The sequence below is a fragment of the Cupriavidus sp. Met-2 genome, from assembly GCF_049843575.1.
GTDB classification, from domain to species: Bacteria; Pseudomonadota; Gammaproteobacteria; order Burkholderiales; family Burkholderiaceae; genus Cupriavidus; species Cupriavidus metallidurans.
Genome location: NZ_JBBHZL010000010.1, coordinates 38493 through 63007, shown reverse-complemented (window position 1 = coordinate 63007; position 24515 = coordinate 38493). Strand labels below are relative to the sequence as shown.

Annotated in this window: 21 protein-coding genes; 8 read left to right on the top strand and 13 right to left on the bottom strand. The window is 62.7% G+C overall.

Annotated features, from left to right (window positions below):
* Positions 1–82: 82 nt before the first annotated feature.
* Positions 83–394, top strand: coding sequence for a pyrimidine/purine nucleoside phosphorylase (locus WD006_RS20520; protein WP_008644958.1), 312 nt, complete (start codon positions 83–85; stop codon positions 392–394).
* Between the two features lie 57 nt (positions 395–451).
* Here WD006_RS20520 and murB read toward each other — a convergent pair whose 3' ends face one another.
* Positions 452–1462: a UDP-N-acetylmuramate dehydrogenase gene (gene murB, locus WD006_RS20515; RefSeq protein ID WP_060784841.1), complete on the bottom strand. Its 1011-nt coding sequence runs from the start codon at positions 1460–1462 to the stop codon at positions 452–454.
* Positions 1463–1596: 134 nt separating this feature from the next.
* On the opposite strand from murB, the gene WD006_RS20510 reads away from it, so the two are divergent.
* Positions 1597–2082, top strand: a complete 486-nt coding sequence (locus tag WD006_RS20510; RefSeq protein ID WP_011517448.1) for a YajQ family cyclic di-GMP-binding protein — start codon at positions 1597–1599, stop codon at positions 2080–2082.
* A gap of 56 nt (positions 2083–2138) precedes the next feature.
* Here the strand turns inward: WD006_RS20510 and WD006_RS20505 are convergent, their stop codons facing one another.
* The 3 genes from WD006_RS20505 to WD006_RS20495 form a co-directional block, all read right to left on the bottom strand.
* Complete coding sequence (locus tag WD006_RS20505) at positions 2139–2579, bottom strand: DUF192 domain-containing protein (protein WP_060784842.1); 441 nt, start codon at positions 2577–2579, stop codon at positions 2139–2141.
* 155 nt (positions 2580–2734) lie between these two features.
* Entirely contained in the window at positions 2735–2935 is a 201-nt protein-coding gene (locus tag WD006_RS20500) for a hypothetical protein (RefSeq protein WP_008644951.1), read from the bottom strand.
* Positions 2936–3041: 106 nt separating this feature from the next.
* Positions 3042–3686, bottom strand: a complete 645-nt coding sequence (locus tag WD006_RS20495; protein ID WP_060784843.1) for a pseudouridine synthase — start codon at positions 3684–3686, stop codon at positions 3042–3044.
* 238 nt (positions 3687–3924) lie between these two features.
* Between WD006_RS20495 and icd the strand changes: the two genes are divergently transcribed.
* Positions 3925–5175 carry an NADP-dependent isocitrate dehydrogenase gene (gene icd, locus WD006_RS20490; RefSeq protein ID WP_011517445.1) on the top strand — a complete coding sequence of 417 codons (1251 nt, stop codon included), beginning with the start codon at positions 3925–3927 and terminating at the stop codon, positions 5173–5175.
* A gap of 405 nt (positions 5176–5580) precedes the next feature.
* Here icd and WD006_RS20485 read toward each other — a convergent pair whose 3' ends face one another.
* Positions 5581–5790 (bottom strand): cold-shock protein, encoded by a 210-nt coding sequence (locus WD006_RS20485; RefSeq protein ID WP_008644945.1) that lies wholly within the window; start codon positions 5788–5790, stop codon positions 5581–5583.
* 564 nt (positions 5791–6354) lie between these two features.
* On the opposite strand from WD006_RS20485, the gene clpS reads away from it, so the two are divergent.
* The 4 genes from clpS (at position 6355) to WD006_RS20465 (ending at position 11046) form a co-directional block, all read left to right on the top strand.
* Positions 6355–6681, top strand: coding sequence for an ATP-dependent Clp protease adapter ClpS (gene clpS, locus WD006_RS20480; RefSeq protein ID WP_008644942.1), 327 nt, complete (start codon positions 6355–6357; stop codon positions 6679–6681).
* Positions 6678–8975, top strand: coding sequence for an ATP-dependent Clp protease ATP-binding subunit ClpA (gene clpA / locus WD006_RS20475; protein WP_008644941.1), 2298 nt, complete (start codon positions 6678–6680; stop codon positions 8973–8975). Before clpS ends, clpA begins: the two co-directional genes overlap by 4 nt.
* 206 nt (positions 8976–9181) lie before the next feature.
* Entirely contained in the window at positions 9182–10186 is a 1005-nt protein-coding gene (locus WD006_RS20470; protein WP_011517444.1) for a tripartite tricarboxylate transporter substrate binding protein, read from the top strand.
* Between the two features lie 14 nt (positions 10187–10200).
* On the top strand, positions 10201–11046 hold the full coding sequence (locus WD006_RS20465; protein WP_060784844.1) for a VOC family protein: 846 nt from the start codon (positions 10201–10203) through the stop codon (positions 11044–11046).
* 51 nt (positions 11047–11097) lie between these two features.
* Here the strand turns inward: WD006_RS20465 and dut are convergent, their stop codons facing one another.
* From dut to ltrA, 7 genes are all read right to left on the bottom strand, one after another.
* Positions 11098–11592, bottom strand: coding sequence for a dUTP diphosphatase (gene dut, locus WD006_RS20460; RefSeq protein WP_011517442.1), 495 nt, complete (start codon positions 11590–11592; stop codon positions 11098–11100).
* 104 nt (positions 11593–11696) lie between these two features.
* A complete protein-coding gene (locus tag WD006_RS20455; RefSeq protein WP_017511833.1) occupies positions 11697–12716 on the bottom strand; it encodes an LLM class flavin-dependent oxidoreductase in 1020 nt (339 codons plus the stop codon).
* Between the two features lie 18 nt (positions 12717–12734).
* Positions 12735–13934: a bifunctional phosphopantothenoylcysteine decarboxylase/phosphopantothenate--cysteine ligase CoaBC gene (coaBC, locus tag WD006_RS20450; RefSeq protein ID WP_060784846.1), complete on the bottom strand. Its 1200-nt coding sequence runs from the start codon at positions 13932–13934 to the stop codon at positions 12735–12737.
* 121 nt (positions 13935–14055) lie between these two features.
* Positions 14056–14592, bottom strand: coding sequence for a signal peptidase II (lspA, locus tag WD006_RS20445; RefSeq protein ID WP_008644930.1), 537 nt, complete (start codon positions 14590–14592; stop codon positions 14056–14058).
* Positions 14592–17471 (bottom strand): isoleucine--tRNA ligase, encoded by a 2880-nt coding sequence (gene ileS, locus WD006_RS20440; protein WP_011517438.1) that lies wholly within the window; start codon positions 17469–17471, stop codon positions 14592–14594. The genes lspA and ileS overlap by 1 nt, the downstream gene beginning before the upstream one ends.
* A gap of 119 nt (positions 17472–17590) precedes the next feature.
* A complete protein-coding gene (locus WD006_RS20435; protein ID WP_017511836.1) occupies positions 17591–18574 on the bottom strand; it encodes a bifunctional riboflavin kinase/FAD synthetase in 984 nt (327 codons plus the stop codon).
* 123 nt (positions 18575–18697) lie between these two features.
* On the bottom strand, positions 18698–20398 hold the full coding sequence (gene ltrA / locus WD006_RS20430) for a group II intron reverse transcriptase/maturase (RefSeq protein ID WP_035884682.1): 1701 nt from the start codon (positions 20396–20398) through the stop codon (positions 18698–18700).
* A gap of 1384 nt (positions 20399–21782) precedes the next feature.
* Here ltrA and WD006_RS20425 point away from each other — a divergent pair.
* Positions 21783–23621 (top strand): ATP-binding response regulator, encoded by a 1839-nt coding sequence (locus WD006_RS20425; RefSeq protein ID WP_060784847.1) that lies wholly within the window; start codon positions 21783–21785, stop codon positions 23619–23621.
* A 65-nt stretch (positions 23622–23686) separates the two neighbouring features.
* Here the strand turns inward: WD006_RS20425 and WD006_RS20420 are convergent, their stop codons facing one another.
* The gene (locus tag WD006_RS20420) at positions 23687–24346 is read right to left on the bottom strand and encodes a response regulator (protein ID WP_011517433.1); all 660 of its coding nucleotides are present in this window, start codon (positions 24344–24346) and stop codon (positions 23687–23689) included.
* Positions 24347–24515: the final 169 nt, after the last annotated feature.

The following is a 24515-nucleotide window of genomic DNA, read 5'->3' as shown; positions in this document are numbered from 1 at the left end:
GGAGCTGATCAAAGGGGGCCGTCCAGGCTCCCTTTTTTACGCCCACCGATTTAATGAAACCCGAAGACTCGAGGAGATTGAGATGAGCCAGTTCGACAACGTATCCGTGGTCAAGAAGGCCAACCTGTATTTCGATGGCAAGTGCGTTAGCCATACGGTGACCTTTGCCGACGGCACCCGCAAGACGCTCGGCGTCATTTTCCCGGCCGCGCTGACGTTCAACACCGGTGCGCCAGAAATCATGGAAATCAATGCCGGCGTCTGCCGCGTGCGTCTGGCGGGTTCGGACGAGTGGAAGACCTATGGCGCTGGTCAGCAGTTTGACGTGCCGGGCAACAGCAGCTTCGATATCGAAGTGACCGAGACCCTGGATTACGTCTGCCACTTCGGTTAAGCCGTACCGAGAATTTACCCCTCTTCCACAACGTGGGAGAGGGGAGCAAGACACCCTCTACAGAATCACCGGTTCCGGCTCGATCCGGACCCCGAAGTGCGCCTGCACCGCGTCTGCGATGCGGTTAGCCAGCGCTAGCAGCGCCGCCCCAGTTCCACCGCCGTGGTGCACCAGCACCAGTGCTTGCTTGCCGTAGACGCCCACCGGGCCGTCGTCGACACCCTTGAATCCACACTGGTCGATCAACCAGCCTGCGGCCAGCTTGTAGCTGCCATCGGGTTGCGGATAGCTGACGAGGGCAGGGTGGTCGGCCAGCAGGGCATTGCGCAGCGAGGCGTCGACGACCGGATTCTTGAAGAAGCTCCCGGCGTTGCCGATCTTTGCCGGATCCGGCAGCTTGCGCGAGCGGATCGCAACGATCGCGTCGCGGACTTGCGCTGCATCGGGCGTGCTCACACCTTCCAGTTCACGCGTCAGCTCGCCGTAGTTCAGTACCGGTTGCCAGGCCTTGGGCAGCCGCAGTGTGACCGCCGTGATGATGTAGCGGTCGCGGCCTTCGCGCTTGAACAGGCTGTCCCGGTAGCCGAACGCGCATGTGTCCAGGTCGATCGTGACGAAGTCGCCGGATTGCCGGTCATAGGCACGTAGCCGGGCGAAACGTTCGCGCAACTCCACGCCGTATGCGCCAATGTTCTGGATCGGGGCGGCGCCGGCCGTGCCCGGGATCAGCGCCAGGTTTTCCAGGCCAGGCATCCCTTCGTCGATCGTGCGGTTTACCAGCCCGTGCCAGGTTTCCCCGGCGCCGGCCGTGACGAGCCAGCTGGCATCATCCTCCGCCACGTCGTACCCGGGGATCTCCATCAGCAGCACACATGCATCGAGATCGCCGGTCAGTACCACATTGCTGCCGCCACCGAGCACGACGATGGGCAGATTGCCGATCCGATGGTCGGACAGGGCCGAAACTAGGTCCGATTCGTTGCGAATATGGACGGCTAGGCGCGCGCGCGCATCGAACCCGAATGTATTGTGGGTGCGCAGGGGATAGAATTCGAGGAAATCTGCCATGCAAGGACGGGAAAAGCGGGCGCCGAAGCGGCGAAATGGCCTCCCCGGACTGAGAGGCAGGCCCGATTATACGTAACCGTTACGGACCGGCCGCCGCTTAGTGCCAGCGGCCATGCAATACCAGGAGAATTGAAATGCCGTCGTTTGACGTAGTGTGTGAAGCCAATATGGTCGAAGTGAAGAACGCCGTGGAGCAGGCCAACAAGGAAATCTCCACGCGTTTCGACTTCAAGGGTTCCGATGCCCGGGTCGAGCAGAAGGAGGGTGAGCTGACCGCCTTTGCCGATGACGATTTCAAGCTGGATCAGGTCAAGGACGTCCTGATCAACAAGATGGCCAAGCGCAACGTGGACGTGCGCTTCCTGGACTACGGCAAGGTCGAGAAGATCAGCGGCGACAAGGTCAAGCAGGTCATCACGATCAAGAAGGGCGTGACCGGCGATCTGGCCAAGAAGATCGTGCGTATGATCAAGGACAGCAAGATCAAGGTCCAGGGCAGCATCCAGGGCGATGCGGTGCGCGTATCGGGCACCAAGCGCGACGATCTGCAGGCGGTAATCGCCATGCTGCGCAAGGACGCCAACGAGGCGCCCCTCGACTTCAACAACTTCCGCGATTAAGCGCGTCGCAGCCCGCAACCACCCAGCTCGCGGGCTGCCTTACAGCGCTATTGAGGCTACTTCGGCTGAGGCAGTCCGCCGATCTTCGCGCCCGGCTTGAGGCCCTTCTGGGCAAACCAGCCCTTGTTCATTTCCAGCGCGTAGCGCACGGCCGCGCGCGGGCAGTGATTGTCCTCGGTCTGCGGCTTCATTTCCTCGATGTTCACGATGCTGCCGTCATCGGCCAGGAAGGCGATCGACAGCGGCAGGTCGGTGTTCTTCATCCAGAAACAGTGGCCGGCCTTATCCTCGAACACGAACAACATGCCGGCATTGGCTGGCATGTTCTTGCGGAACATCAGGCCGCGTTCGCGCACCTCGGGCGAGGCTGCCACCTCCGCCTGGATGGCATACATGCCAGCGGTCAGCGGAATCACGGGCAGCGCGCTTTGTGCGTGGGCGAGCGTGGCCAGCACCGTGGTGCCTGAGGCCAGCAGAGTCTTGATCATGCGATGCATGGCGTTATCGGAAGTGAGAGGGTCGACTGCAGCCGAGAGCATAGCGCAGCGCGCGTGCGTCAGTCGTTCGCGCAATAAAAAAGGCAGGCCGTCGAAACGTGCCTGCCCTTCGCGTGAGCGCCGGACCGATGCCGGCGAGTCGCGCGCGAACCGCCTTACTGAGCAGCCGGAGCCGAAGCTTCAGTCTTCTTCGAGCTATGCTTCTTGCTGCTGTGATGCTTCTTGCTGGTGGACTTCGCGGGCTTGGCTTCCTTGGCGGCCGGTGCAGCAGCATCAGCAGCGGCGGGAGCCGAAGCCTGGGCGAAAGCGCCGGTAGCGAACAGACCAACAACCAGGGCAGCGATCAGTTTTTTCATTTGCGAGTACCTCGAGAATTTGTGTCCAGCATTTGGTGAGTGCGACGCGTAGTAGAACGTGTCACTCGAAAAAACGAAGCGGCAAGGCTGGCCGTTGACGCCATATTTACTTGAATTTGTAACTGCGTCTTGCCGGTCCCGATGTGGGCGCGCGCTCAGGTCTTGCAGTCGAAACATGCGGATTGCCGCTTGAAAGTCCTAGTCTCGAGACATCTGTTTCGCACCATTGGCCGGGCATCAGTCCCAGCTCCGGCAGTTTCAGATTGCCAATAGATATGCGGACGAGTCGAAGCGTGGGGAGCCCCACCGCGGCAGTCATGCGGCGCACCTGTCGGTTCTTGCCTTCGCGGATCGACAACTCGATCCACGTAGTGGGAATGGCTGCGCGATAGCGGATCGGAGGATGGCGCTCCCACAACCATGCCGGCTCATCGACGACGCGCGCCTTTGCTGGCAGCGTCTTGAAATCTCCCAGGTCCACGCCGGTGCGAAGGGTGGCAAGCGCAGCCTCGTCTGGAACACCTTCCACCTGAGCGAGGTACGTCTTGACGAGCTTGTGTCGCGGATCGGCGATGCGTGCCTGCAGCGCGCCATCGTCGGTGAGCAGCAGCAGGCCTTCGCTCTCGGCATCGAGCCGGCCGGCAGGATAGACGCCAGGCACATCGACACAGTCAGCCAACGTCGCGCGCGAGGGGTGCGCTGAGAACTGGCTCATGGTCTGGTAGGGTTTGTTTAGCGCGATCAGGGTCATGGGCGCGAAGTATGCACGAGCCGCCGAATCATTTGGCGCGCCCACGGCGTTTATGCATAATATGCGGATGCTCTTGGGTCTTATATAAGACTGACATGAAATGCCGAGCGAGATGTGATCGCGGCCGGTCACGTGGCGAACCCGATTCGCCCGTTACAATGCCTTGCACGACACAATCGCATTGCCGGGCTCTGCGGCCTGGTGCTGTCCTTACCCCCATCCGCAGTTGGAGACAAATATGTATCAGCACATCAAGGTGCCGGCAGGCGAGAAGATCAAGGTCAACGCCGATCTTTCGCTGAACGTGCCGGATAATCCGATCATTCCCTACATCGAAGGTGACGGCACGGGTGTCGATATCACCCCGGTGATGCTGAAAGTGGTGGATGCCGCCGTGGCCAAGGCGTATGGCGGCAAGCGCAAGATCTCGTGGATGGAGATCTACGCGGGCGAGAAGTCGACCAAGGTCTATGGCCCGGATGTGTGGCTGCCGGAAGAGACCATGGAAGTGGTCAAGGAATACGTGGTGTCGATCAAGGGCCCGCTGACCACGCCGGTCGGTGGTGGCATCCGCTCGCTGAACGTGGCACTGCGTCAGCAGCTCGATCTCTATGTCTGCTTGCGCCCGGTGCGCTATTTCAAGGGTGTGCCGTCCCCGGTGCGCGAGCCGGAGAAGACCGACATGGTGATCTTCCGCGAGAACTCGGAAGACATCTATGCCGGCATCGAGTGGGAAGCCGAAAGCGAAGGCGCGAAGAAGCTGATCGCCTTCCTGCAGAACGAAATGGGCGTGAAGAAGATCCGCTTCCCGGAAACGTCAGGCATCGGCATCAAGCCCGTCTCGAAGGAAGGCACGCAGCGCCTGGTGCGCAAGGCGCTCCAGTACGCGATCGACAACGACAAGCCGTCGGTGACGCTCGTGCACAAGGGCAACATCATGAAGTTCACCGAAGGCGGCTTCCGCGACTGGGGCTATGAACTCGCGCAGCAGGAATTTGGCGCGGAACTGGTCGATGGCGGCCCGTGGTGCAAGTTCAAGAATCCGAAGACTGGCCGCGATATCGTCGTCAAGGACGCTATCGCCGACGCATTCCTGCAGCAGATTCTGCTGCGTCCAGCTGAATATTCGGTGATCGCCACGCTGAACCTGAACGGTGACTACATCTCCGACGCCCTGGCTGCCCAGGTGGGTGGCATCGGCATCGCACCGGGCGCGAACATGTCCGATTCGGTCGCCATGTTTGAAGCCACGCACGGCACCGCGCCGAAGTATGCAGGCAAGGACTACGTGAACCCAGGTTCGGAAATCCTCTCCGCGGAAATGATGCTGCGCCACATGGGCTGGACCGAAGCGGCCGACCTGATCATCCGCTCGATGGAGAAGTCGATCCAGTCGAAGAAGGTCACGTACGACTTCGCCCGGCTGCTCGAAGGTGCGACGCAGGTGTCGTGCTCGGGGTTTGGTCAGGTGATGATCGACAATATGTAAGCGCGACGGCCACTCCGCCGGAGACAGAAAGCCCCGCAGATGCGGGGCTTTTTCACGTCTATTGGCTGACGGAGATCACCCGATCGTCGCGGCGCTGGCCTGATAGCGAAATTCGATTAGGGCAAGGTCTTCGGTCCTTGCGTTGCGGATAGTCAGCCGCGAAGACGCCCAGCGGGTGAGCGGTCTGAATATCGACGGACGGTGGGAGTGAGGCGAGGGGCGGAAAGCAGAACGCCCGGCACGAGGCCGGGCGCTCCATCGGATGCGTGGCGTACCGCCAAAAGCAGCGTGCCGCTGGCCGGCATTGCCGTACCGTGGCACTGGATCCCGTTCCGCGGGGGTACATCCCCCCAGCATCCTGACGGACCGACGCGGCTCTGCGGCCGGTTCGGTCGCGGCGCACTCTTACTGGTTCGCGTCCTGGATGTTCGTAGCTTGCTTGCCCTTCGGGCCTTGCACGATTTCGAACACCACACGCTGGCCTTCCTTCAGCGTCTTGAAACCCGACATCTGAATTGCCGAAAAGTGCGCAAACAGTTCTTCCTCGCCGTCGTCCGGCTTGATAAAGCCGAAACCCTTGGCGTCATTGAACCATTTGACGATACCGCTTGCCATAAACTCCCCCAACGAAAAAGCAGATTTCAAGCGGGGAAACCGATGGCCAGCTGAAAAACACTTCGACGGGCTTCCAGCGTCGGCGCCCTGCGGCACCGGCAGCCAGAAGGCGCCGTATCGATGAGATTCGCGTGGTCGGCGCCCGGTTACCAGTCAAATGCTGGCATGCGGGCGCATGACCGACGCCGGTCGTGGGCCTCCCCTGCTCACGGAATCATCCGGACTGACCTTGTTGCTTGGCTCGCGTGACCATGCCCGAATGCGCGAACGATTCTTTCGGCAAACCTACATACTGTCAAGCTGGCAGAATCCCCACTCGGCGCGGGGTGTGGCGGGATTGAAACGGCCACCAGTGGTACCTTTGGCGCCGGGGCGTACGGATTTTCCCGAATGCCCCGGACTGGTGCCAGGGAGCCGTCCCGCTCGTGTGCGGCGTGCTCCGCCAACGTGCGCCGAACGTCCTTTGTGTGGCGGGCCACGCAGAGAATTTACCGGGTGCGGGGCTTGAATAACAGCCCAGTTCCCCAAATTGCAGACTTGTGAACAAGGGTTAGAATAAAAGCCATGGCGACACGGCTGGCGAACACCCCCCAACGCGAAACAGGCACTGTCATCGAACGGAAGGAGCAGCAGCTCAAGCCGCCGGCGATGTACAAGGTGGTCCTGCTCAACGACGACTACACTCCGATGGAGTTCGTCGTGATGATCCTGCAGCAGTATTTCAGCAGGGACCGGGAAACGGCGACGCAGATCATGCTGACCGTCCACCGGGAAGGTAAGGGCGTTTGTGGTATCTATACGCGTGATATCGCGGCGACCAAAGTCGAGCTTGTATCAACCCATGCGCGGCAGGCGGGGCACCCGCTGCAGTGCGTGATGGAGGAAGCATGATTGCGCAAGAATTGGAAGTGAGCCTGCACATGGCCTTCGTCGAGGCTCGCCAGGCGCGCCACGAGTTCATCACCGTGGAACACCTGCTGCTGGCGTTGCTCGACAACCCCACGGCGGCCGAGGTGCTGCGCGCGTGCGCAGCCAACATCGAGGACTTGCGCACTAGTCTGAAGAACTTCATCGCGGACAACACGCCGGTCGTGCCCGGCACCGATGAAGTGGACACACAGCCGACACTCGGTTTCCAGCGAGTGATCCAGCGCGCCATCATGCATGTGCAGTCGACCTCCAACGGCAAGAAGGAGGTGACTGGCGCAAACGTGCTGGTGGCGATCTTCGGCGAGAAGGATTCCCACGCGGTCTACTACCTGCAGCAGCAGGGCGTCACGCGCCTGGACGTGGTGAATTTCATCAGCCACGGCATCCGCAAGGATCAGGCCGAGCCCGCCAAGCATGGCGACGGCAACGCCGAAGGCGAGGGCGGTGACGGCAAGGAAAGCCCGCTCGAGCAATACACCCAGAACCTGAACACGCTGGCCAAGGCCGGCAAGATCGATCCGCTGATCGGCCGCGAAAGCGAAGTCGAGCGCGTCGTCCAGGTGCTGTGCCGCCGCCGCAAGAACAACCCGCTGCTGACCGGCGAGGCCGGCGTGGGCAAGACGGCGATCGCCGAAGGTCTGGCCTGGCGCATCACCAAGGGCGAGGTGCCGGATATCCTGGAAAAGGCCGTGGTGTACTCGCTCGACATGGGCGCGCTGCTGGCCGGCACCAAGTACCGTGGCGACTTCGAGCAGCGCCTCAAGGGCGTGCTGAAGTCGCTCAAGGACAATCCGAACGCGATCCTGTTCATCGACGAGATCCACACGCTGATCGGCGCGGGCGCCGCATCGGGCGGCACGCTGGACGCCAGCAACCTGCTGAAACCGGCGCTGTCGTCGGGGCAGCTCAAGTGCATCGGCGCGACCACGTTCACCGAGTACCGTGGCATCTTCGAGAAGGATGCGGCGTTATCGCGTCGATTCCAGAAGATCGACGTGGTCGAGCCTTCGGTAGACCAGACCGTGCAGATTCTGCGTGGCCTGAAGTCGCGCTTCGAGGAGCATCACGGCGTCAAATACGCGGCCTCGGCGCTGACCGCGGCGGCCGAACTGTCGGCACGCTTCATCACGGACCGTCATCTGCCGGACAAGGCGATCGATGTGATCGATGAAGCGGGTGCGGCACAGCGCATCCTGCCGAAGTCGAAGCAGAAGAAGACGATCGGCAAGGCCGAGATCGAGGACATCGTGTCGCGCATCGCGCGTATCCCGCCGCAAAGCGTGAACCAGGACGACCGCAGCAAGTTGCAGACGCTGGAACGCGACCTGAAGTCGGTGGTGTTCGGTCAGGACCCGGCCATCGAGGCGCTGGCTTCTGCGATCAAGATGTCGCGTGCTGGCCTGGGCAAGACCGACAAGCCGATCGGCTCGTTCCTGTTCTCGGGCCCGACCGGCGTCGGCAAGACCGAAGTGGCCAAGCAGCTCGCGTTCATCATGGGCATTGAGTTGCTGCGCTTCGACATGTCCGAATACATGGAGCGCCACGCGGTGAGCCGCCTGATCGGCGCGCCCCCGGGCTATGTCGGTTTCGACCAGGGCGGCCTGCTGACCGAGGCCGTCACGAAGAAGCCGCACTGCGTGCTCCTGCTCGACGAGATCGAAAAGGCACATCCGGATATCTTCAACATCCTGTTGCAGGTGATGGACCACGGTTCGCTCACCGACAACAACGGTCGCCGTGCCGACTTCCGCAACGTGATCATCATCATGACCACCAATGCGGGTGCCGAGACGATGAACCGTGCCACGATCGGCTTCACCACCGCCCGCGAGCAGGGCGACGAGATGGCCGATATCAAACGGATGTTCACACCCGAGTTCCGTAACCGGCTCGATGCGATGATCAGCTTCCGTTCGCTGGATGAGGAAATCATTCTGCGCGTGGTGGACAAGTTCCTGATGCAGCTGGAAGAGCAACTGCACGAGAAGAAGGTAGATGCCAGCTTCTCGGAGAAGCTGCGCAAGTATCTGGCGAAGAAGGGCTTCGATCCGCTGATGGGTGCCCGTCCGATGCAACGTCTGATCCAGGACATGATCCGCAAGGCGCTGGCCGACGAGCTGCTGTTCGGCAAGCTTGTCAGCGGCGGCAAGGTCGCGGTGGACCTGGACGACGACGACCAGATCAAGCTGACGTTCTCCGAAGCGGATCCGGAGCCGCCCGAGGCGCCGGAAAGCGAGCAGCGCGCAGAAGTCTGAGCGTCTGACATATCAGCAAATTGGATAACGGCCGGGTCATTCCCGGCCGTTTTTCTTGGGCGATTGTTCCAGCTTCGTGGGCTTTTGGGCGATCAGCGAAGGCATTGCCTCCAACGCGAGCGATCATCGGGCAAAATACGGGCGGGCGGCATGTCGCCCTTTCTTTTTTGTCACGCGGCCATGTGGCCGCACAGCTCAAGTCACCGATGTCCTCTCCAGACCGCATGCGGCTGCGCCGTCTGCTGCTCAAGACCTTGCCGATGGGTGCCGTGCCCGTCGCTTCGATCTCCAGCCTTGCCCGCGCGGCAGAACCTGCCTCGGGTGGCCGTCCCATTTCCATGGTGTTGCCGTTCCCGCCGGGTGGCAGCGTGGACATCGTTGCGCGCCAACTGCAGCCCGGGCTGAAGAGTGGACTCGGCCAGACCGTCGTCGTCGATAACAAGCCTGGCGCTGGTGGACTGATCGCCAGCAGCACCGTGGCGCGCGCCAAGCCAGATGGCAATACGCTGCTGATGGCTTTCGATACGCATGCGATCAATCCATTTGCGTACAAGAACCTGCCGTACGACACGTTCAAGGATTTCACGCCGATCTCCCAGCTGGTGCGCTTCCCGCTGGTGATCGCCGCCAATCCCGCGCTTTCGGCCTCGAACGTGCGTGAGCTCGTGGAATTGGCCCGCGCCAATCCCAAGGGCGTGCGCTATGCCTCGTCGGGTATCGGCAGCCTGAATCAGCTTGCCGCGGAAGCGCTGGCCACAGACGCGGGCGTCCAGTTCCTCCACGTGCCCTACAAGGGTGGCGGCCCGGCCGTGCAAGCCGTGCTGGCGGGGGAAGTCGACCTGTTCTTCAGCAGCTACGCCGCCGTGCAGGCCCACATCGCCGCCAAGACGATCAAGGTGCTCGGCGTGACCGGATCGAGCCGCATCAAGCAACTTCCGCAGGTGCCGACCGTGGCCGAGCAGGGCTTCAAGGGCTTCGAGGCCTACTCGTGGATCGGCGTTTTCGGCCCGGCTCATATGCAACCCGATACAGTGACTCGCCTGCACGATGCGCTGGGCGTCGCGATTCGCCAGCCCAAGGTGGTTGAGGCGCTGACGGCTCAGGGTTTCGAAATTGCGGTTGGCACACCTGCCGACCTTGGCAACCTGGTGCGCCACGAGCATGACAAATGGCAGGCGGTGGCTCGCAAGGCCAATATCCAGTTCGAGTAAATGTCGAGTCAGCAATGAGCGGTCTGCCTGAACCTTTCGATCATGCCGTGGTGGTTTGCGGCGACCTGGACGCCGCAGTTGCCAACTGGCGCGCGCTGGGATTCACGCTGACGCCGCGCGGCTATCACACGCTGGGATCGCAGAACCACTGCATCATGCTGGCGCGTGATTACCTGGAACTGCTGCACGTCACCGCGCCGAGCCCGAGTCGCCAGTATTACTGGGACGCCCAGCGGCGTGGGGGTGGCTGCGCGGCCATGTCCTGCAAGAGCAGCGATGCGTTCGCCACGGCCGACCGCCTGCGTGCGGCGGGCTTCCAGCCGTCCGATCCGATCGAGTTCTCACGCCCCGTCCGGCTCGATGATGGCAGCGAGCATCCGGCCACGTTCCGCGTCACGGCACTTGATGGCGCGCCGGGCGCGCGCTACTTCGTCTGCGAACACCGCACGCCGGAGCTGCTGTGGCGCCCAGAATGGATGGCGCACGCCAATGGCGCTCGGGCCATTGCGGCAACGTATCTGGTGGTGGAGGCGGAGCAGGTGAGCGCGACGGCCGAGGCCTATGCTGTGCTGACGGGCGGGGCGATCATCGAGGCGACCGATGAGGCTGCCACGATCGCCATTGGCGACGCCAGGTTCGTGATCGTGGCGCCGCAGGCGCTGGCGGTTGCCGCTGGCGCACCGCGATTGCAACACGCCGAGCGCGGCTACGCGGCTATTCGCCTTGCCACGTCCAACCTGGCTGGCGCGCGCGCTCACTGGCGCGAGCAGGGTGTCGAATCTATCGACCTGTCACCGGAAGTCACGCTGATCCCGGCGATGCAGGCCAACGGTGTAGCGCTGATCTTCGAGCAGCGCTGAAATCTTTCTCCCTCTCCAGGACAGCGTGAGAGGGAGAGTACCGCTCTGGCTTTACGCCTTTGCGTGCGCGACGCCGGTCGACCCGAAGCCACCGGCACCACGCGTCGAATCTTCCGAGAATTCTTCCACCGTCGTGAACACCGGACGCAGCACCGGCACGAACATCATCTGGGCGATACGCTCGCCGGGCTGGATCATGATCGGTTCGGTGCCGGGCGCGTTGCGATTCCACACGCTGACCATGATTTGCCCCTGGTAATCCGCGTCGATCACACCGATCGAATTGCCGAGTACGAGCCCCTTCTTGTGGCCCAGACCCGAGCGCGGCACGATCGTGGCGCACATGTACGGATTGGCCATATGCACCGCGATACCGGCCGGAATCAGTTGGGCAGGCGTGCCGGCCTCGATCGTGACCGGGCCGTCCACGCACGCGTGCAGGTCGATGGCTGCGGCCATGTCGCTCTGGTAGGCGGGCAGGCCCCAGTCATTCAGGCGGGCGTCGAGCACCTTGATTTCGACGGTCGGATTGGCGGCTACGGTCATGGAAGCGGTTTCCTGCAATGCGTGAAAGATGGGCTAGGCAGTCCGGCAAAAGCACGGACTGGCCAAAGGCCGAATCATACCGCGCCGCGCCGGATGGCCTGGAGTCAGGCGGCCAGGTCGAATGCCTCGGCCAGCAACTGATAGGTGCGCAGACGCGCCTTGTAGGAGGCCGTCACGCTCAGCACAACTAGTTCGTCCGCCGCGAACCGGTCCTTGAGCGCCAGCATCCGCTCGGCAACCTGCTCGGGCGTGCCACAGATCGTGCGCGGCCGTTCGCGCTCGATGATCATCCGGTCGCGTTCGGTCGGCGTGAAGTCGGCGGCCTGCGCCAGCGAGGGAATGGGCGCGTTCACGCCGTAGGCCATCTGCAGCCGGCGGATATCGACCGCGCGTTCCAGCGTCGCGGCTTCCTGTTCGGTATCGGCGCAGATCACGAAGATAGCTGCGGCGCTGTAAGGCTTGTCTTCGTAGCCGGACTCGAACGCTTCGCGATATTGCTGGGTAACCAGATGCCCGCTGTGCGCATTGATGAAGTGGGCAAACGCGAATCGCAGTCCAAGGCGGGCAGCCAGCGCGCCGCCGAAATCGCTCGAACCAAGCACCCAGAGTTCGGGTTTGGTATCGATCACCGGCTGCAGCAGCACCCCTTCAGCCAGATGGTCGGGCGGGACTTCCCCGCGCAGCAGCCAGGCCAGGTCCTGCACCTGTTGCGGGAACTGGTCGCCACGGTTGTACTGCCCCATGGCCACCGCCTGCGCAGTGCGCATATCGCCGCCGGGCGCGCGGCCCACGCCCAGGTCGACGCGGTTCGGAAACAGCGCTTCGAGCATACGGAACTGCTCGGCCACCTTGAACGGGCTGTAGTAGGGCAGCATCACGCCGCCGGAGCCCACGCGGATGCGCTTCGTCGCGCTGCCCAGCCGCGCAAGCATGACTTCGGGCGCGGGATTGCAGACGCCTTGCAGACCGTGGTGCTCGGCGCACCAGTAGCGGGTATAGCCGAGATCGTCGGCCATCTGGGCCAGTTCGACGGTCGCAGCCACCGCGTCGCGCGCGGTATGGCCGGCGATGACCGGGCTCTGGTCGAGCACGGACAGGCGCAGCTTGGGGCGGGGTTGGCTCATGGCGGGCAGGGCGGGGGATTACACGAGTTTGCGCGGCAAACGCTGGCCGATTGCGTTGACAAGCTCGCGCGCCAGCGAGAGCTTGTCCGCGCGCGGCAGGCGCGTCATGCCGTTGGCATCGAACAGCACGATCTCGTTGTCGTCGAGACCGAACGTGCGATGGCCGATATTGCCGACCAGCAGCGGCACGCCCTTGCGCTTGCGTTTCTGCTCGCCGTATTGCTCCAGGTTCTCGCTCTCGGCCGCAAAACCGACGCAATAGGGGGCATCGGCACGGGCGGCCACGGCAGCCAGGATGTCCGGGTTCTGCACGAATTGCAGGGTCGGCGTGTCGGTGTCGTTGGCCTTCTTGAGCTTCTGCTGCGCGACCTCCGCGGGACGCCAATCCGCCACGGCGGCCACGGCGACGAACACGTCGACATCGCGCAGTTGCGCCATGACCGCGTCGTGCATCTGCTGGGCGCTGCGCACATCGGTGCGTGTGACGCCACGGGGCGTGTCGAGCGCGGTCGGGCCAGCCACCAGCAGTACCTCGGCACCCGCTTCACGTGCGGCGCGCGCGATCGAGAATCCCATCTTGCCCGAGGACAGGTTCGTGATGCCGCGTACCGGATCGATCGCTTCGAACGTCGGGCCCGCCGTGATCAGCACGCGCTTGCCAGCCAGCGGTTTGGGCTGGAAGAACGCGATCAGGTCGTCGACGAGTTCCTCCGGTTCGAGCATCCGCCCATCGCCGATTTCGCCACAGGCCTGGTCGCCCGTGCCGGGGCCGAGGATCATGACCCCATCGGCGCGTAGCTGCGCGGCATTGCGTTGCGTTGGCGCGGCGGCCCACATCTGCCGGTTCATCGCCGGCGCCACCAGCAGCGGGCATTCACGCGCGATGCACAGCGTGGTCAGCAGGTCGTCGCAGAGGCCGTTGGCCACCTTGGCGAGGAAATCGGTCGATGCTGGCGCGATCAGGATGGCGTCTGCCTCTCGCGAGAGGTCGATATGCGCCATGTTGTTGTCGATGCGGGTGTCCCATTGGGAGAGGAACACCGGACGTCCGGAGAGCGCCTGCATCGTGACCGGCGTGATGAAGTGCGTTGCCGCTTCGGTCATCGCCACCTGCACCGTGGCGCCAGCCTTGGTGAGCAGTCGGACCAGCTCGGCTGACTTGTAGCAGGCGATGCCGCCAGTCAGACCAAGGACGATGTGCTTGCCGCGCAAATCCATGGGGAGAGCTCTTCAGGGAGACGGGAGTCTGCGCATGATACCGCTGGGAGAGGCGACGCGCTGGAAGGGATGGTTGGCTGGCGCCCTCTCCCGCTTGTGGGAGAGGGGCGTATGACAGGCGTCAGTGACGTCGCACGCGCCGCAGCTCGTCGACGATCAGCAGGATCGCCCCGAGCGTGATCGCGCAGTCCGCCACGTTGAATGCCGGGAAATGCGTGTTACGCAGATGGAAGTCCAGGAAGTCGATCACGTGGCCGTGGATGATCCGGTCGACCACATTCCCCACGGCGCCACCGAGAATCAACGATACCGCCAGGCAAAACAGCTTCTGTCCGGTATGGCGATAGAGCAGCCAGATGATAAACGCGCCGACCACCACGCCCAGCAGCGTGAAGAACCAGCGCTGCCAGCCGCCCGCATCCGCCAGGAAGCTGAACGCGGCGCCCTTGTTATAGACCAGTACCAGGTTGAAGAAGCTGGTGACCGGGCGCGACTCGCCATACTGGAACGAGCGCGTGATCACCACCTTGAAGAACTGGTCGATCATCACCACCAGCAGGGCAAAGGCCATCCACAGCCACGGCGTGACGTTGCTGCTGGCGCCCTTGCTCTTGCCGCGGGCCGGCGTCGAACGCGTCGAACGAGTGGACGATGCCATCAGGCGTGGCTCCTGTGTTCACCGGCGCCGAACAGGTTGCTGTCGCAGCGGCCGCAGATCGTCGGATGCTCGGGGTTGTGGCCCACGTCGGCGCGGTAGTGCCAGCAACGCTCGCACTTGGCGTGCTGCGACGGCGTGACCGTCACCAGCAGGTCGCCGCCTTCTGGCGCCGGCGTGACCTTGGCGGCCGACGTCAGCAACACGAAGCGCAGGTCGTCTTCCAGGCTCTGCAGCGCGGCCAGCACCGGACCGCCCGCGGCGATCGTGACTTCCGCCTGCAGCGACGAACCGATGTCGCCTTCCACGCGCACGGCTTCGAGCTGGCGCGTGACTTCGGCGCGCACGGTACGGATCTCGTGCCACTTCTGCAGCAGCGTGTCGCCGTCGTCCACCGACGGGATCGCATAGTACGTGCTCGTGAAGATCGTGTCCTTGTGCTCGGTGCCGTGGGCAAAGATCTGCCACGCTTCCTCGGCCGTGAACGTCAGGAACGGCGCCATCCAGTGCAGCATCGCCTGGGTGATGTGATACAGCGCGTTCTGCGCGCCACGGCGAGCCTTCGAGTCAGCGGCCGTGGTGTACAGGCGGTCCTTCAATACGTCCAGATAGAAGCCCCCGAGGTCCTCGGAGCAGAACGTCTGCAGTTTGGCGACGACCGGGTGGAACTCGTAGGCCTGGTAGTGCGACAGCACCTCCTTCTGCAGGCGGTCGGTCAGCGCCACGGCGTAGCGGTCGATCTCCAGCCATTCCGACGCCGGCAGCGCGTGCTTGGCGTGGTCGTAGTCGGTCAGGTTGGCCAGCAGGAAGCGCAGCGTGTTGCGGATGCGGCGATAGCCTTCCACCACGCGCTTCAGGATTTCGTCGGAGATCGACAGCTCGCCCGAATAGTCGGTCGATGCCACCCACAGGCGGATGATCTCGGCGCCCATCTTGTTCGAGATGTCCTGCGGCGACACTGTATTGCCGACCGACTTCGACATCTTCCGGCCTTCGCCGTCGACCGTGAAGCCGTGCGTCAGCAGTGCCTTGTAGGGCGGCTTGCCATAGAGCATCGACGCGGTCAGCAGCGACGAGTGGAACCAGCCGCGATGCTGATCCGAGCCTTCCAGGTAGAGGTCGGCAAGGCGGCCATCCGGCAGGTCGGCGGCCGGATCGTACAGCTCGTCACGGTGCGAGCCGCGGATCACCGTCCAGTGCGTGGTGCCCGAGTCGAACCACACGTCGAGCGTGTCGCGGTTCTTCTCGTACTGCGCGGCTTCGTCGCCGAGCAGGTCCTTCGGGTCGAGCGTCTGCCAGGCCTCGATGCCGTGCTTCTCCACAAGCTTCGCCACTTCCTCGAGCAGCTCGGGCGTGCGCGGATGCAGGGCGCCCGTTTCCTTGTGGACGAAGAAGGCCATCGGCACGCCCCACTGGCGCTGGCGCGAGAGCGTCCAGTCCGGGCGGTTGGCGATCATGTTGTGCAGGCGCTGCTTGCCCCAGGCGGGGTAGAACTCGGTGGCCTCGATGCCAGCCAGCGCGGTTTCGCGCAGCGTCGGGCCGTTGTCCACCGGGTCCACGTCCATGCCAGCGAACCACTGCGACGTGGCGCGGTAGATGATCGGCGTCTTGTGACGCCAGCAGTGCATGTAGCTGTGTTCGTACTTGTGCGAGTTGAACAGGTTGCCCGACTCGCGCAGCACCTCGACGATCTTCGGATTGGCATCCCAGATCGACAGGCCGCCGAACAGCGGCAGCGTGCTGGCGTAGACACCATCGCCCATCACGGGGCTGATGATGTCCGAATCCGGCATGCCGTGCGCCTTGCACGACTGGAAGTCTTCCACGCCGTAGGCCGGCGCCGAGTGGACGATGCCGGTACCGGTGTCGGTGGTCACGTAGTCGCCCAGGTAGACCGGCGAGGTACGGACGTAGCCGGCGTCCATTTTCGCCAGCGGGTGGTGGAAGCGCACTTCGGTCAGCGCGTCACCGCGCGCCGTGGCGACGATCGTGCCTTCCAGCGCGTAGGTCTTGAGTTGTTCCTCGACGCGATCCTTGGCCAGGATCAGGAAGCCACGCGGCGTGTCGACCAGCGCGTATTCCACCTCCGGGTGCATGTTCAGCGCCTGGTTCGACGGGATGGTCCACGGGGTGGTGGTCCAGATCACGATCCAGCCCGGCTTGCCTTCTAGCTGGGCCAGCGGCACATGGAATGCGTGGGCGATCTTGTCGGTCTCGGCGAACGGGAAGCCGACGTCGATCGACAGGTCGACCTTGTCCTTGTACTCGACCTCCGCCTCGGCCAGCGCCGAGCCGCAGTCAAAGCACCAGTTGACCGGCTTCAGGCCGCGGAACACGTAGCCGCGCTCCATGATCTTGCCCAGCGCGCGAAGCTCGTCGGCCTCGTTGCTGAAGTTCATGGTCAGGTACGGGTTCTCCCAGTCGCCGAGCACGCCCAGACGCTCGAAGTCCTTGCGCTGGCGGGCGATCTGCTCGGTGGCGTAGGCGCGCGCCTTCGACTGGACTTCCTGCACGGGGAGACCCTTGCCGAACTGCTTTTCGATCTGGATCTCGATCGGCATGCCGTGGCAGTCCCAGCCCGGCACGTAGACGGCGTCCAACCCGGTCAGGCCGCGCGCCTTGATGATCATGTCCTTCAGGACCTTGTTGACTGCGTGGCCGATGTGGATATCGCCATTGGCGTACGGCGGGCCGTCATGCAGCACGAATTTCTTGGCGCCATGGCGGGCGGCGCGGATCTTCTTGTAGAGCTGCTTGTCCTGCCATTGCTTTACCCATTGCGGCTCGCGCTTGGGCAGATCGCCGCGCATCGGGAACGGGGTATCCAGCAGATTGACCGGATACTTGCTTTTTTCAGGCTTGGCGCGTTTGTCGTCGGACATGGTTGATTCTCAAGGCAATTCGGTAGGGCGCGGCGCGTGCATGACCACCGCGCGTGTCATTCGGGGTGAGGCAGGGCGGGTCCCGGCCGCGGCTCGTGGATCGAGCGCGCTGCCGGCCGCTAGCTAATTCGGTCGGTGGCGGAGGTGGCGAAGTCGCGCCGGCCGGCATCCGGCGCGGTCTGGCCAAAGAATGCGCGTGCGTCGGCGGCATCCTTGGCGATGGCCGCGGTCAGCGCTTCGAGCGAGTCGTAGCGCTTCTCGTCACGCAGCTTCTTCATGAATTCCACCCGTATCAGCTTGCCGTACAGGTTTTCGTTGAAGTCGAAGAGGTGCACTTCCAGCAGCACGCGGCCGGCGTCCTCGACGGTCGGCCGCACGCCGATGCTGGCCACGCCCGGCACCGGGTGGTCGGCAATGCCATGCACCTGCACCACGAAGATGCCGTTCACGGCCGGGCGCTTGTGCGAGATCCGCAGGTTCAGCGTCGGAAACCCAAGGTCACGGCCGAGCTTGCGTCCATGGATTACGTGGCCGCTGATCGCGTAGCCGTGGCCGAGCAGCCGGCGCGCATGTTCCAGGTCGCCACCGGCCAGTGCCTGGCGCACGGCTGAGCTGGAGATGCGGATGCCGCCTTCGGAGACCGATCCCATCTGCTCGACGTCGAAACCGAACTGCCGGCCGGCCTCCTGCAGATAGGAGAAGTCGCCGGCGCGCTTGGCGCCGAAGCGGAAGTCGTCGCCAACCAGCACCCATCGGGCGTGCAGGCCGTGCCAGAGCACGTTCTCGACGAAAGCCTGAGGCGACTGGGCGGCGAAATGCGCGTTGAAATGCTCCACCACCACGCGATCCACGCCGTTGCGGCGCAGCGCGTCGAGCTTGTCGCGCAGCAGGGCGATACGGGTGGGAGCGTGCTCGGGGGCGAAGAATTCGCGCGGATGCGGCTCGAATGTCATCACGCACAGCGGCAGGCCGCGTGCATCGGCGGCCGCGCGGGCGCGCGCGAGCAACGACTGGTGGCCGCGATGCACACCGTCGAAATTGCCGATGGTAAGCGCGCAAGGCGCCCGGCTTTCGGCATTGGGCAGACCGCGGAAGACTTTCACGAGGACGGCGGACGAGCGTTTTTGGGGAGGGTAGGAGCATACCATCACTGGCAATGCTCCCCCCTAAGAACCGTACGTGCGAGTTTCCCCGCATACGGCTCAAGCCTCTACAAAATGAATGAGTTAATCAAACACCGGCTTCACTGCAACTTGACCATAGGAGTGAACTTGGACATGACAGTCGGGGTGCACCAGAACTCGATTCCCTAGAGCGTCCGAGCCACCGGAAACCCGTGGTTCGATGTGATGGTCATGCCATCTTGTCTCTTTGGTTATCTTGCCTTGGCATACCGCGCATAAGCCCCGCTGGGACATGAACAGCTTTGCCCACTGCTTTCGGTACGACATGCTTTCTGCCATGCGTTCCTGCCGCAGTGTTTCGCCATACATTTCCTGCGCTGGGTCGAAGGGGTTGTAGTCCCCTCGAACCTTCTTGTGCCTCCGAATAGGCGTACTCGGTATCGAATACAACTCCATCCAGTAGCGTTCGCCAGCCTTACCCAAAACGTTGGTTCCAAACACCCAGTTCCGCATTCCGATTGAGGCAAAGTACTTCTTCCGCACCCACTCGGTATTCTTCCCTCGGTGTCGCCGTTTTGCCCACCTCCATAGACACCTGAAGATCAGGTGCTCCATTCGGGTGAACGCCGCCTTTGCAACCACTGGGCCGTGATACTGTGCCCAACCCCTCAGCATCGGGTTCAGCGTTCGGATCAGATCCTCCGGCTTTTTCCCATGGTGTGTCCTGATAACCTCCTTGGCCCTGCGATAGAACGCTAGTGCGTTCTTCTTGCTCGGCTTGATGAGCAGCGTTCCCGAATACTTCCGGAAATTCCACCCAAGGAAGTCAAAGCCATCGGCGATGTTCACGATTCGCGTTTTCTCCGGGGAAAGAGTGAGTCCCCGTACTGCTAGGAACTGTTCTACCCACGGCTTCACTTCGTGCTCCAAAACTTCCGGCGTATTGCCGGTGATCACGAAGTCGTCCGCGTACCGCACGACATTCACCTTTAGCCTGTTGGCCTGGACAGTCCCGAGTTTCGTTCGTAAGAACTTCATCAGGTCACGTTCCAGCCCATTCAGTGCCACGTTGGCCAAGGTTGGGGAGATGATGCCCCCCTGTGGTGTTCCAGCATCGGTCGCCTGAAACTGGCCTTGAAATACCACGCCAGCCTTCAGCCACTTCCGAAGGATTGCTTTGTCCATGGGGACATTGCGCTCCAGCCAGTCGTGGCTGATATGGTCGAAGCACCCTTTAATGTCTGCCTCCAGCACCCATTGGGCCGAAGCCTTTTTGGACAAGGAGACAAACAGCTGGGACATGGCATCCGCAGTCGAACGATTAATCCGAAACCCGTAAGAGTTCGGATCGCTCGTCCCCTCGGACACCGGCTCCAGCGCCAGCAGGTATAGCGCCTGCATGGCTCGGTCGTGCAGAGTTGGAATGCCCAAGGGGCGCTCCTTCCCATTCGCCTTGGGGATGTACACCCGCCTTAACGGCAGCGGACGATACCCCCGGCGCTTCAACCTCCCAATGGCTTCCCATCGAGCTTCAGGCGAGTCCCACGCAACGCGGTCGACACCAGCCGTCCGCGCCCCTTGGTTCATCGCCACTCGCCTTACCGCCGATGCCTTGGCAGAAAACGAGCGGGTCAGGGACCGTTGCAAGGTTTTCACCCTGCGCCAATCCCCTTCCTGTGTTGCCTTCGCAATTCGAATCTGCATTGCCCGAACATTCCGTTCGACGCGGCGCCAATTGATGTCGCCCCATCGCTGCGGGATGCCGGAGGGCGCAGATTCATCCTCACGGATCAATGCTTCCATGCTGCTCTCCTATCTTGAGGACTTCCCAAGACAACGGAGACAACATGCCCCTTGAGGGGCATATCACCCCCCAAGGGAAGAAAATTAAACAAGCGGGTTCAGTCAGCCGTCTTGCGACGAAAGACCAGTTGGAAGTCTGCCCGCTTTCGCGTGAGGTAATGTCTCAACCCCTATCCGGACCATTACAGCTCGGCATTCGCTTTTTCCAACCTCCCATACCCGCACAGCCAACAGCGTTCCTTGCGGTTCGCCTGCCTGAGCCATACCGCGCTCCGGCAGCCATACGGGCTTACCACGTTCCCTGCGCATTACACGACTGGGTTAGGGCCTGCCTCTTCACCGGTGGTCCGAATGGCGACGTGTTCCGAACTTTCAGCGGAACAACCGACCACATACCTTTTGGTTAGTGCCTATCAGCAGCTTTGGCACTGCAATGCTTACGGTGTTTATCAGCAGTTCACATATGTTGCCCATACCAGCCAGCCTGGCTCCTCGACCCCATTGCTGCTAGGAGTCTCTGCGTCTCTACCTCTCGGCAGTTACGCACCCTTGCGGGGGCTTCGTTGTCAGGAGAGCTTCACACCCCACAGTTACCCGTGACGCATGTCTCCCTAGGCTACTGCTAGTCGCATAGCAGGTTCTCTATCGAGGCACCCTCGCGGGTGTATTCGACCGAACCATAACGCGCAGAGCTAAACGCTCCGGAAACCTCACTTCATTACTTCAGTGCCTCCATACTGGCAGGCGCTCGATGAAGACAGACGCTGACGCGCCCGCCTTCATCCCAAAGACGTAGTGCCGACCCTACTGGGCCGGTCTGAATGCTATGTAGCGAAGACGCAGCAAATTACCGCCGCATATTCGCCCACACCTCCGTAGAGAGTGCGTACTGCAAAGACACCTGCCCAAAGGCAAGCGTCCCCGCCTTTGGGCAATGGCTGGAAATCCATCCAGCAGAAAGCAAGCTTTGAGTCGGCCGATACTTTGGCCTCCTCGCAACACATGGACTCGCTCCGGCCTTGCGGCCGGGTTTGTCAAAGCAAGAAATGGTTGAGATTGGACGGTTCTGGCCGAAGCCTTCCCCTTGTCTCAACAAAGGTCGATGCTCTTAACGTAGAGCTACCGGACACGAGGGTGCGTGTCGCACGAAAGGGGGCATTATAAGGCGAACCACCGGTTTGCCGCCCGAAAAGCCTGCCGGCCGACCAATTTGACGCCGGTCTGGCGCGCGCTTTCGACACACGCCCCCCACAAACGTGGTGCTTTTGACAAATTTGTGGGTTATTGGGGCGCCTCGCAATGGCGCGGCGCCGCAAAAATCGGCATGATATGCCCCACTTGCAACAAAATTGCGCGATTTCTGCAACGTCGGCAGACTTGTCTGATGCCAGTTGCAGCGACGAAGAACGTCGCCTTACGTGCCACGCCACACTTGAACGCGCTGCTCAACAAGATCCTGCCCCCGCCCGGGCCGCAACTGGACACCGAAACGCGAGCCAAGCTGCTCGTCACCGTTCATCGTGTCTCCCCCACGGGCATTGCATCCTCGGCCCTGCTGCCGGGACTGACCGCGTACACGTTCTGGAACGAAGCCAACCACGTGGCGCTGGTGATCTGGTGCACCATCATGCTGCTGCTGACCATCGGCGGGATGTGGTTCTACCTCGGGTTCCAGCGCGATATGGGCAGGTTGAGCCGCTCGGCGCACACGCGCAAGTGGTGGAACAACATGCGCGCCATTGCGTTCCTGACGGGACTGACCTGGGGCAGTTCGGCGCTGCTGCATCTGTATTCGTCGTCCGTGGTGTTCTCGAGCGTGCTGTATCTGCTGACGTTGGGGGTGCTCGCGGGCGGCGCCACGTCGCAGTCGCCCATCCCATCGAACCTGGTCTTTGCCGGCGTGCCGATCCTTGTGCCGAATGTGCTGCTGGCTGACTTTGCCTTTCCCGGCCACGGCACCTATGTGCAATTGCTGCTGGCAATCTACGCGCTGATGCTGGCACGGCACTCGCTGAATCTGCAGCACACGCTGGTGCGGGCCATCCAGCTCGAATCCGAAAGCCGCCGGCTCGCCAAGCAGTTTCAGGAAGAGAAGGAACGGGCACTTCATGCCAGCGAGGAGAAATCCCGCTTCCTGGCGGCCGCGAGTCACGACCTACGCCAGCCTGTTCATGCCCTGGTGATGTTGGTCGAAGCGTTGCGTGCGCGCAACCAATCGAGTTCGCTCCACCCACTCGTCGAACAGGTGGCCGCCGGGACGCAGACCATCGACCTGCTGTTCCGGTCCCTGCTTGACCTGTCCAAGCTTGAAGGGCGCAAGGTGTTACCAACGCTGGAGCCATGCGAACTCAATTCGCTGATCCATGACGTGATGAGCCAGTTCGCCGCCGATGCGCGCGAAAGCGGTCTGACGCTGACGCCACGCGTGCCTGACGAACTGTTCGCCATGGCCGAGCCGGTGCTGCTGCGGCGGGCGCTATTCAACCTCGTGCAGAACGCGCTGCGCTATACGAAGCGCGGCGGCATTCTGGTAACCGCGCGACAGCGCCGCAAGCACGTGCGGCTGGAGGTCTGGGACACCGGTGCGGGCATCACGCCCGAGCACCTGCCGGAAATTTTCTCGCCGTACTACCAGGTTCACAATCCGCAGCGCGATCCGTCGCAGGGTCTTGGTCTGGGGCTCGCGATCTTCCGGGAATGCGTGCGTCTGATGCGCGGGACTTACGGCGTGCGCTCGGTGCCGGGCAAGGGATCGGTATTCTGGTTCGCGCTGGCGCCGGTGCCCGAGGAGACCGTAGCCAGTGTTCGGGCGATGCGGGCGAATGCGCAGGCGGAAGAAGCGCGACACGATCGTTTGCGTGGCACTGTGCTGGTGGTCGATGACGATAGCCAGATTCGCAAGGCGTGGATCGCCTTGATGGAGGCCTGGGGCATTCGCGTGGCATGTGCCGCGCACGGGGAAGAGGCCGACCGTCTCTTCGCGAAGGGTCTCAAGCCGGACATTATCTTCTGTGACCTGCGCTTGCCCGGCAACGAGAACGGGCTCGATTTGCTGGAGCGCTGGCAGACCTCGCAGCCTCAGGCACGCAGCGCGCTGCTGACGGGCGATCTGAAGTCCGCGGCGCTGCAGGCGGCCGAGGAGGCAGGCTACTTCGTCCTGCCGAAACCGGTGGACCCGGCGAACCTGCGCATGTTGCTGCGCCGCTGGTTGCCCACGGCATGAACGCATGAATGACAACGCCGCCTCAAGGGCGGCGTTGTCATTCATGCGTGGCGATGTTCACTGCCTCACTGGCGCAGGCGAAAACGCTCCATGCGCGACATGACCTGCATGCGCGTGCGCACGCCCAGCCGTTGCAGGATGGCGGAGACGTGTTCCTTGACGGTGTTCTCGGTCAGCCCCAGCTTGCGGGCGATGACCTTGTTCGGCAGTCCTTCGAGCACCAGCGCGAGCACCGAGCCCTGGCGCGGCGTGAGGCCGAGTTCGGCCGGCGTGACCGGAATGCCGTGGGCGGGGCCGAACGATTGCGATCGGCCGGACAAGGCCTCATCGGATGGAAAACTGGTGTCGCCGGCCAGGACCTTGCGCACGGCCGCAGTGAACGCGTTGGCGTCCAGATGCTTGCCGACGAAACCGCAGGCCGATAGCGCGCGGGCGCGGCCCACGATCTCGGGTGTGGCCTCCGCCGACATGAAGATGAAGCGGGCGCCCGGGATCACGGTCTTGAACGACTGCATGGCATCGAAGCCAGTACCATCGTTCAGCCAGATGTCGAGCAGCACGATATCGGGACGGAGGCCCTGATTCAGGGAGTGAAGGGCTTCCTTGGCGCTGCCAGCGGAATGAACGGCGACGTCGGGCATCACTTCCGCCAGGAAGGCGGTTGTGCCCGAGAGCGCCATAGGATGATCATCGACCACCAACAAAGTCGGTGCAGCGTTCAACATGCGTATTCCCGTCTAAGTTCCCGTTTCGCCCTTGTTGTCACCGTCTTTTTGTGTCGCGGCGCGTGGGCGTAGGGCCCACTCTAACAGAGCGGGTTGCGCGTCACAATCCATCACACGGGGGTAGTGGGATTGGTGGGCGCGCCTGTCTTTGTTGCCCCATGTGCGTTTG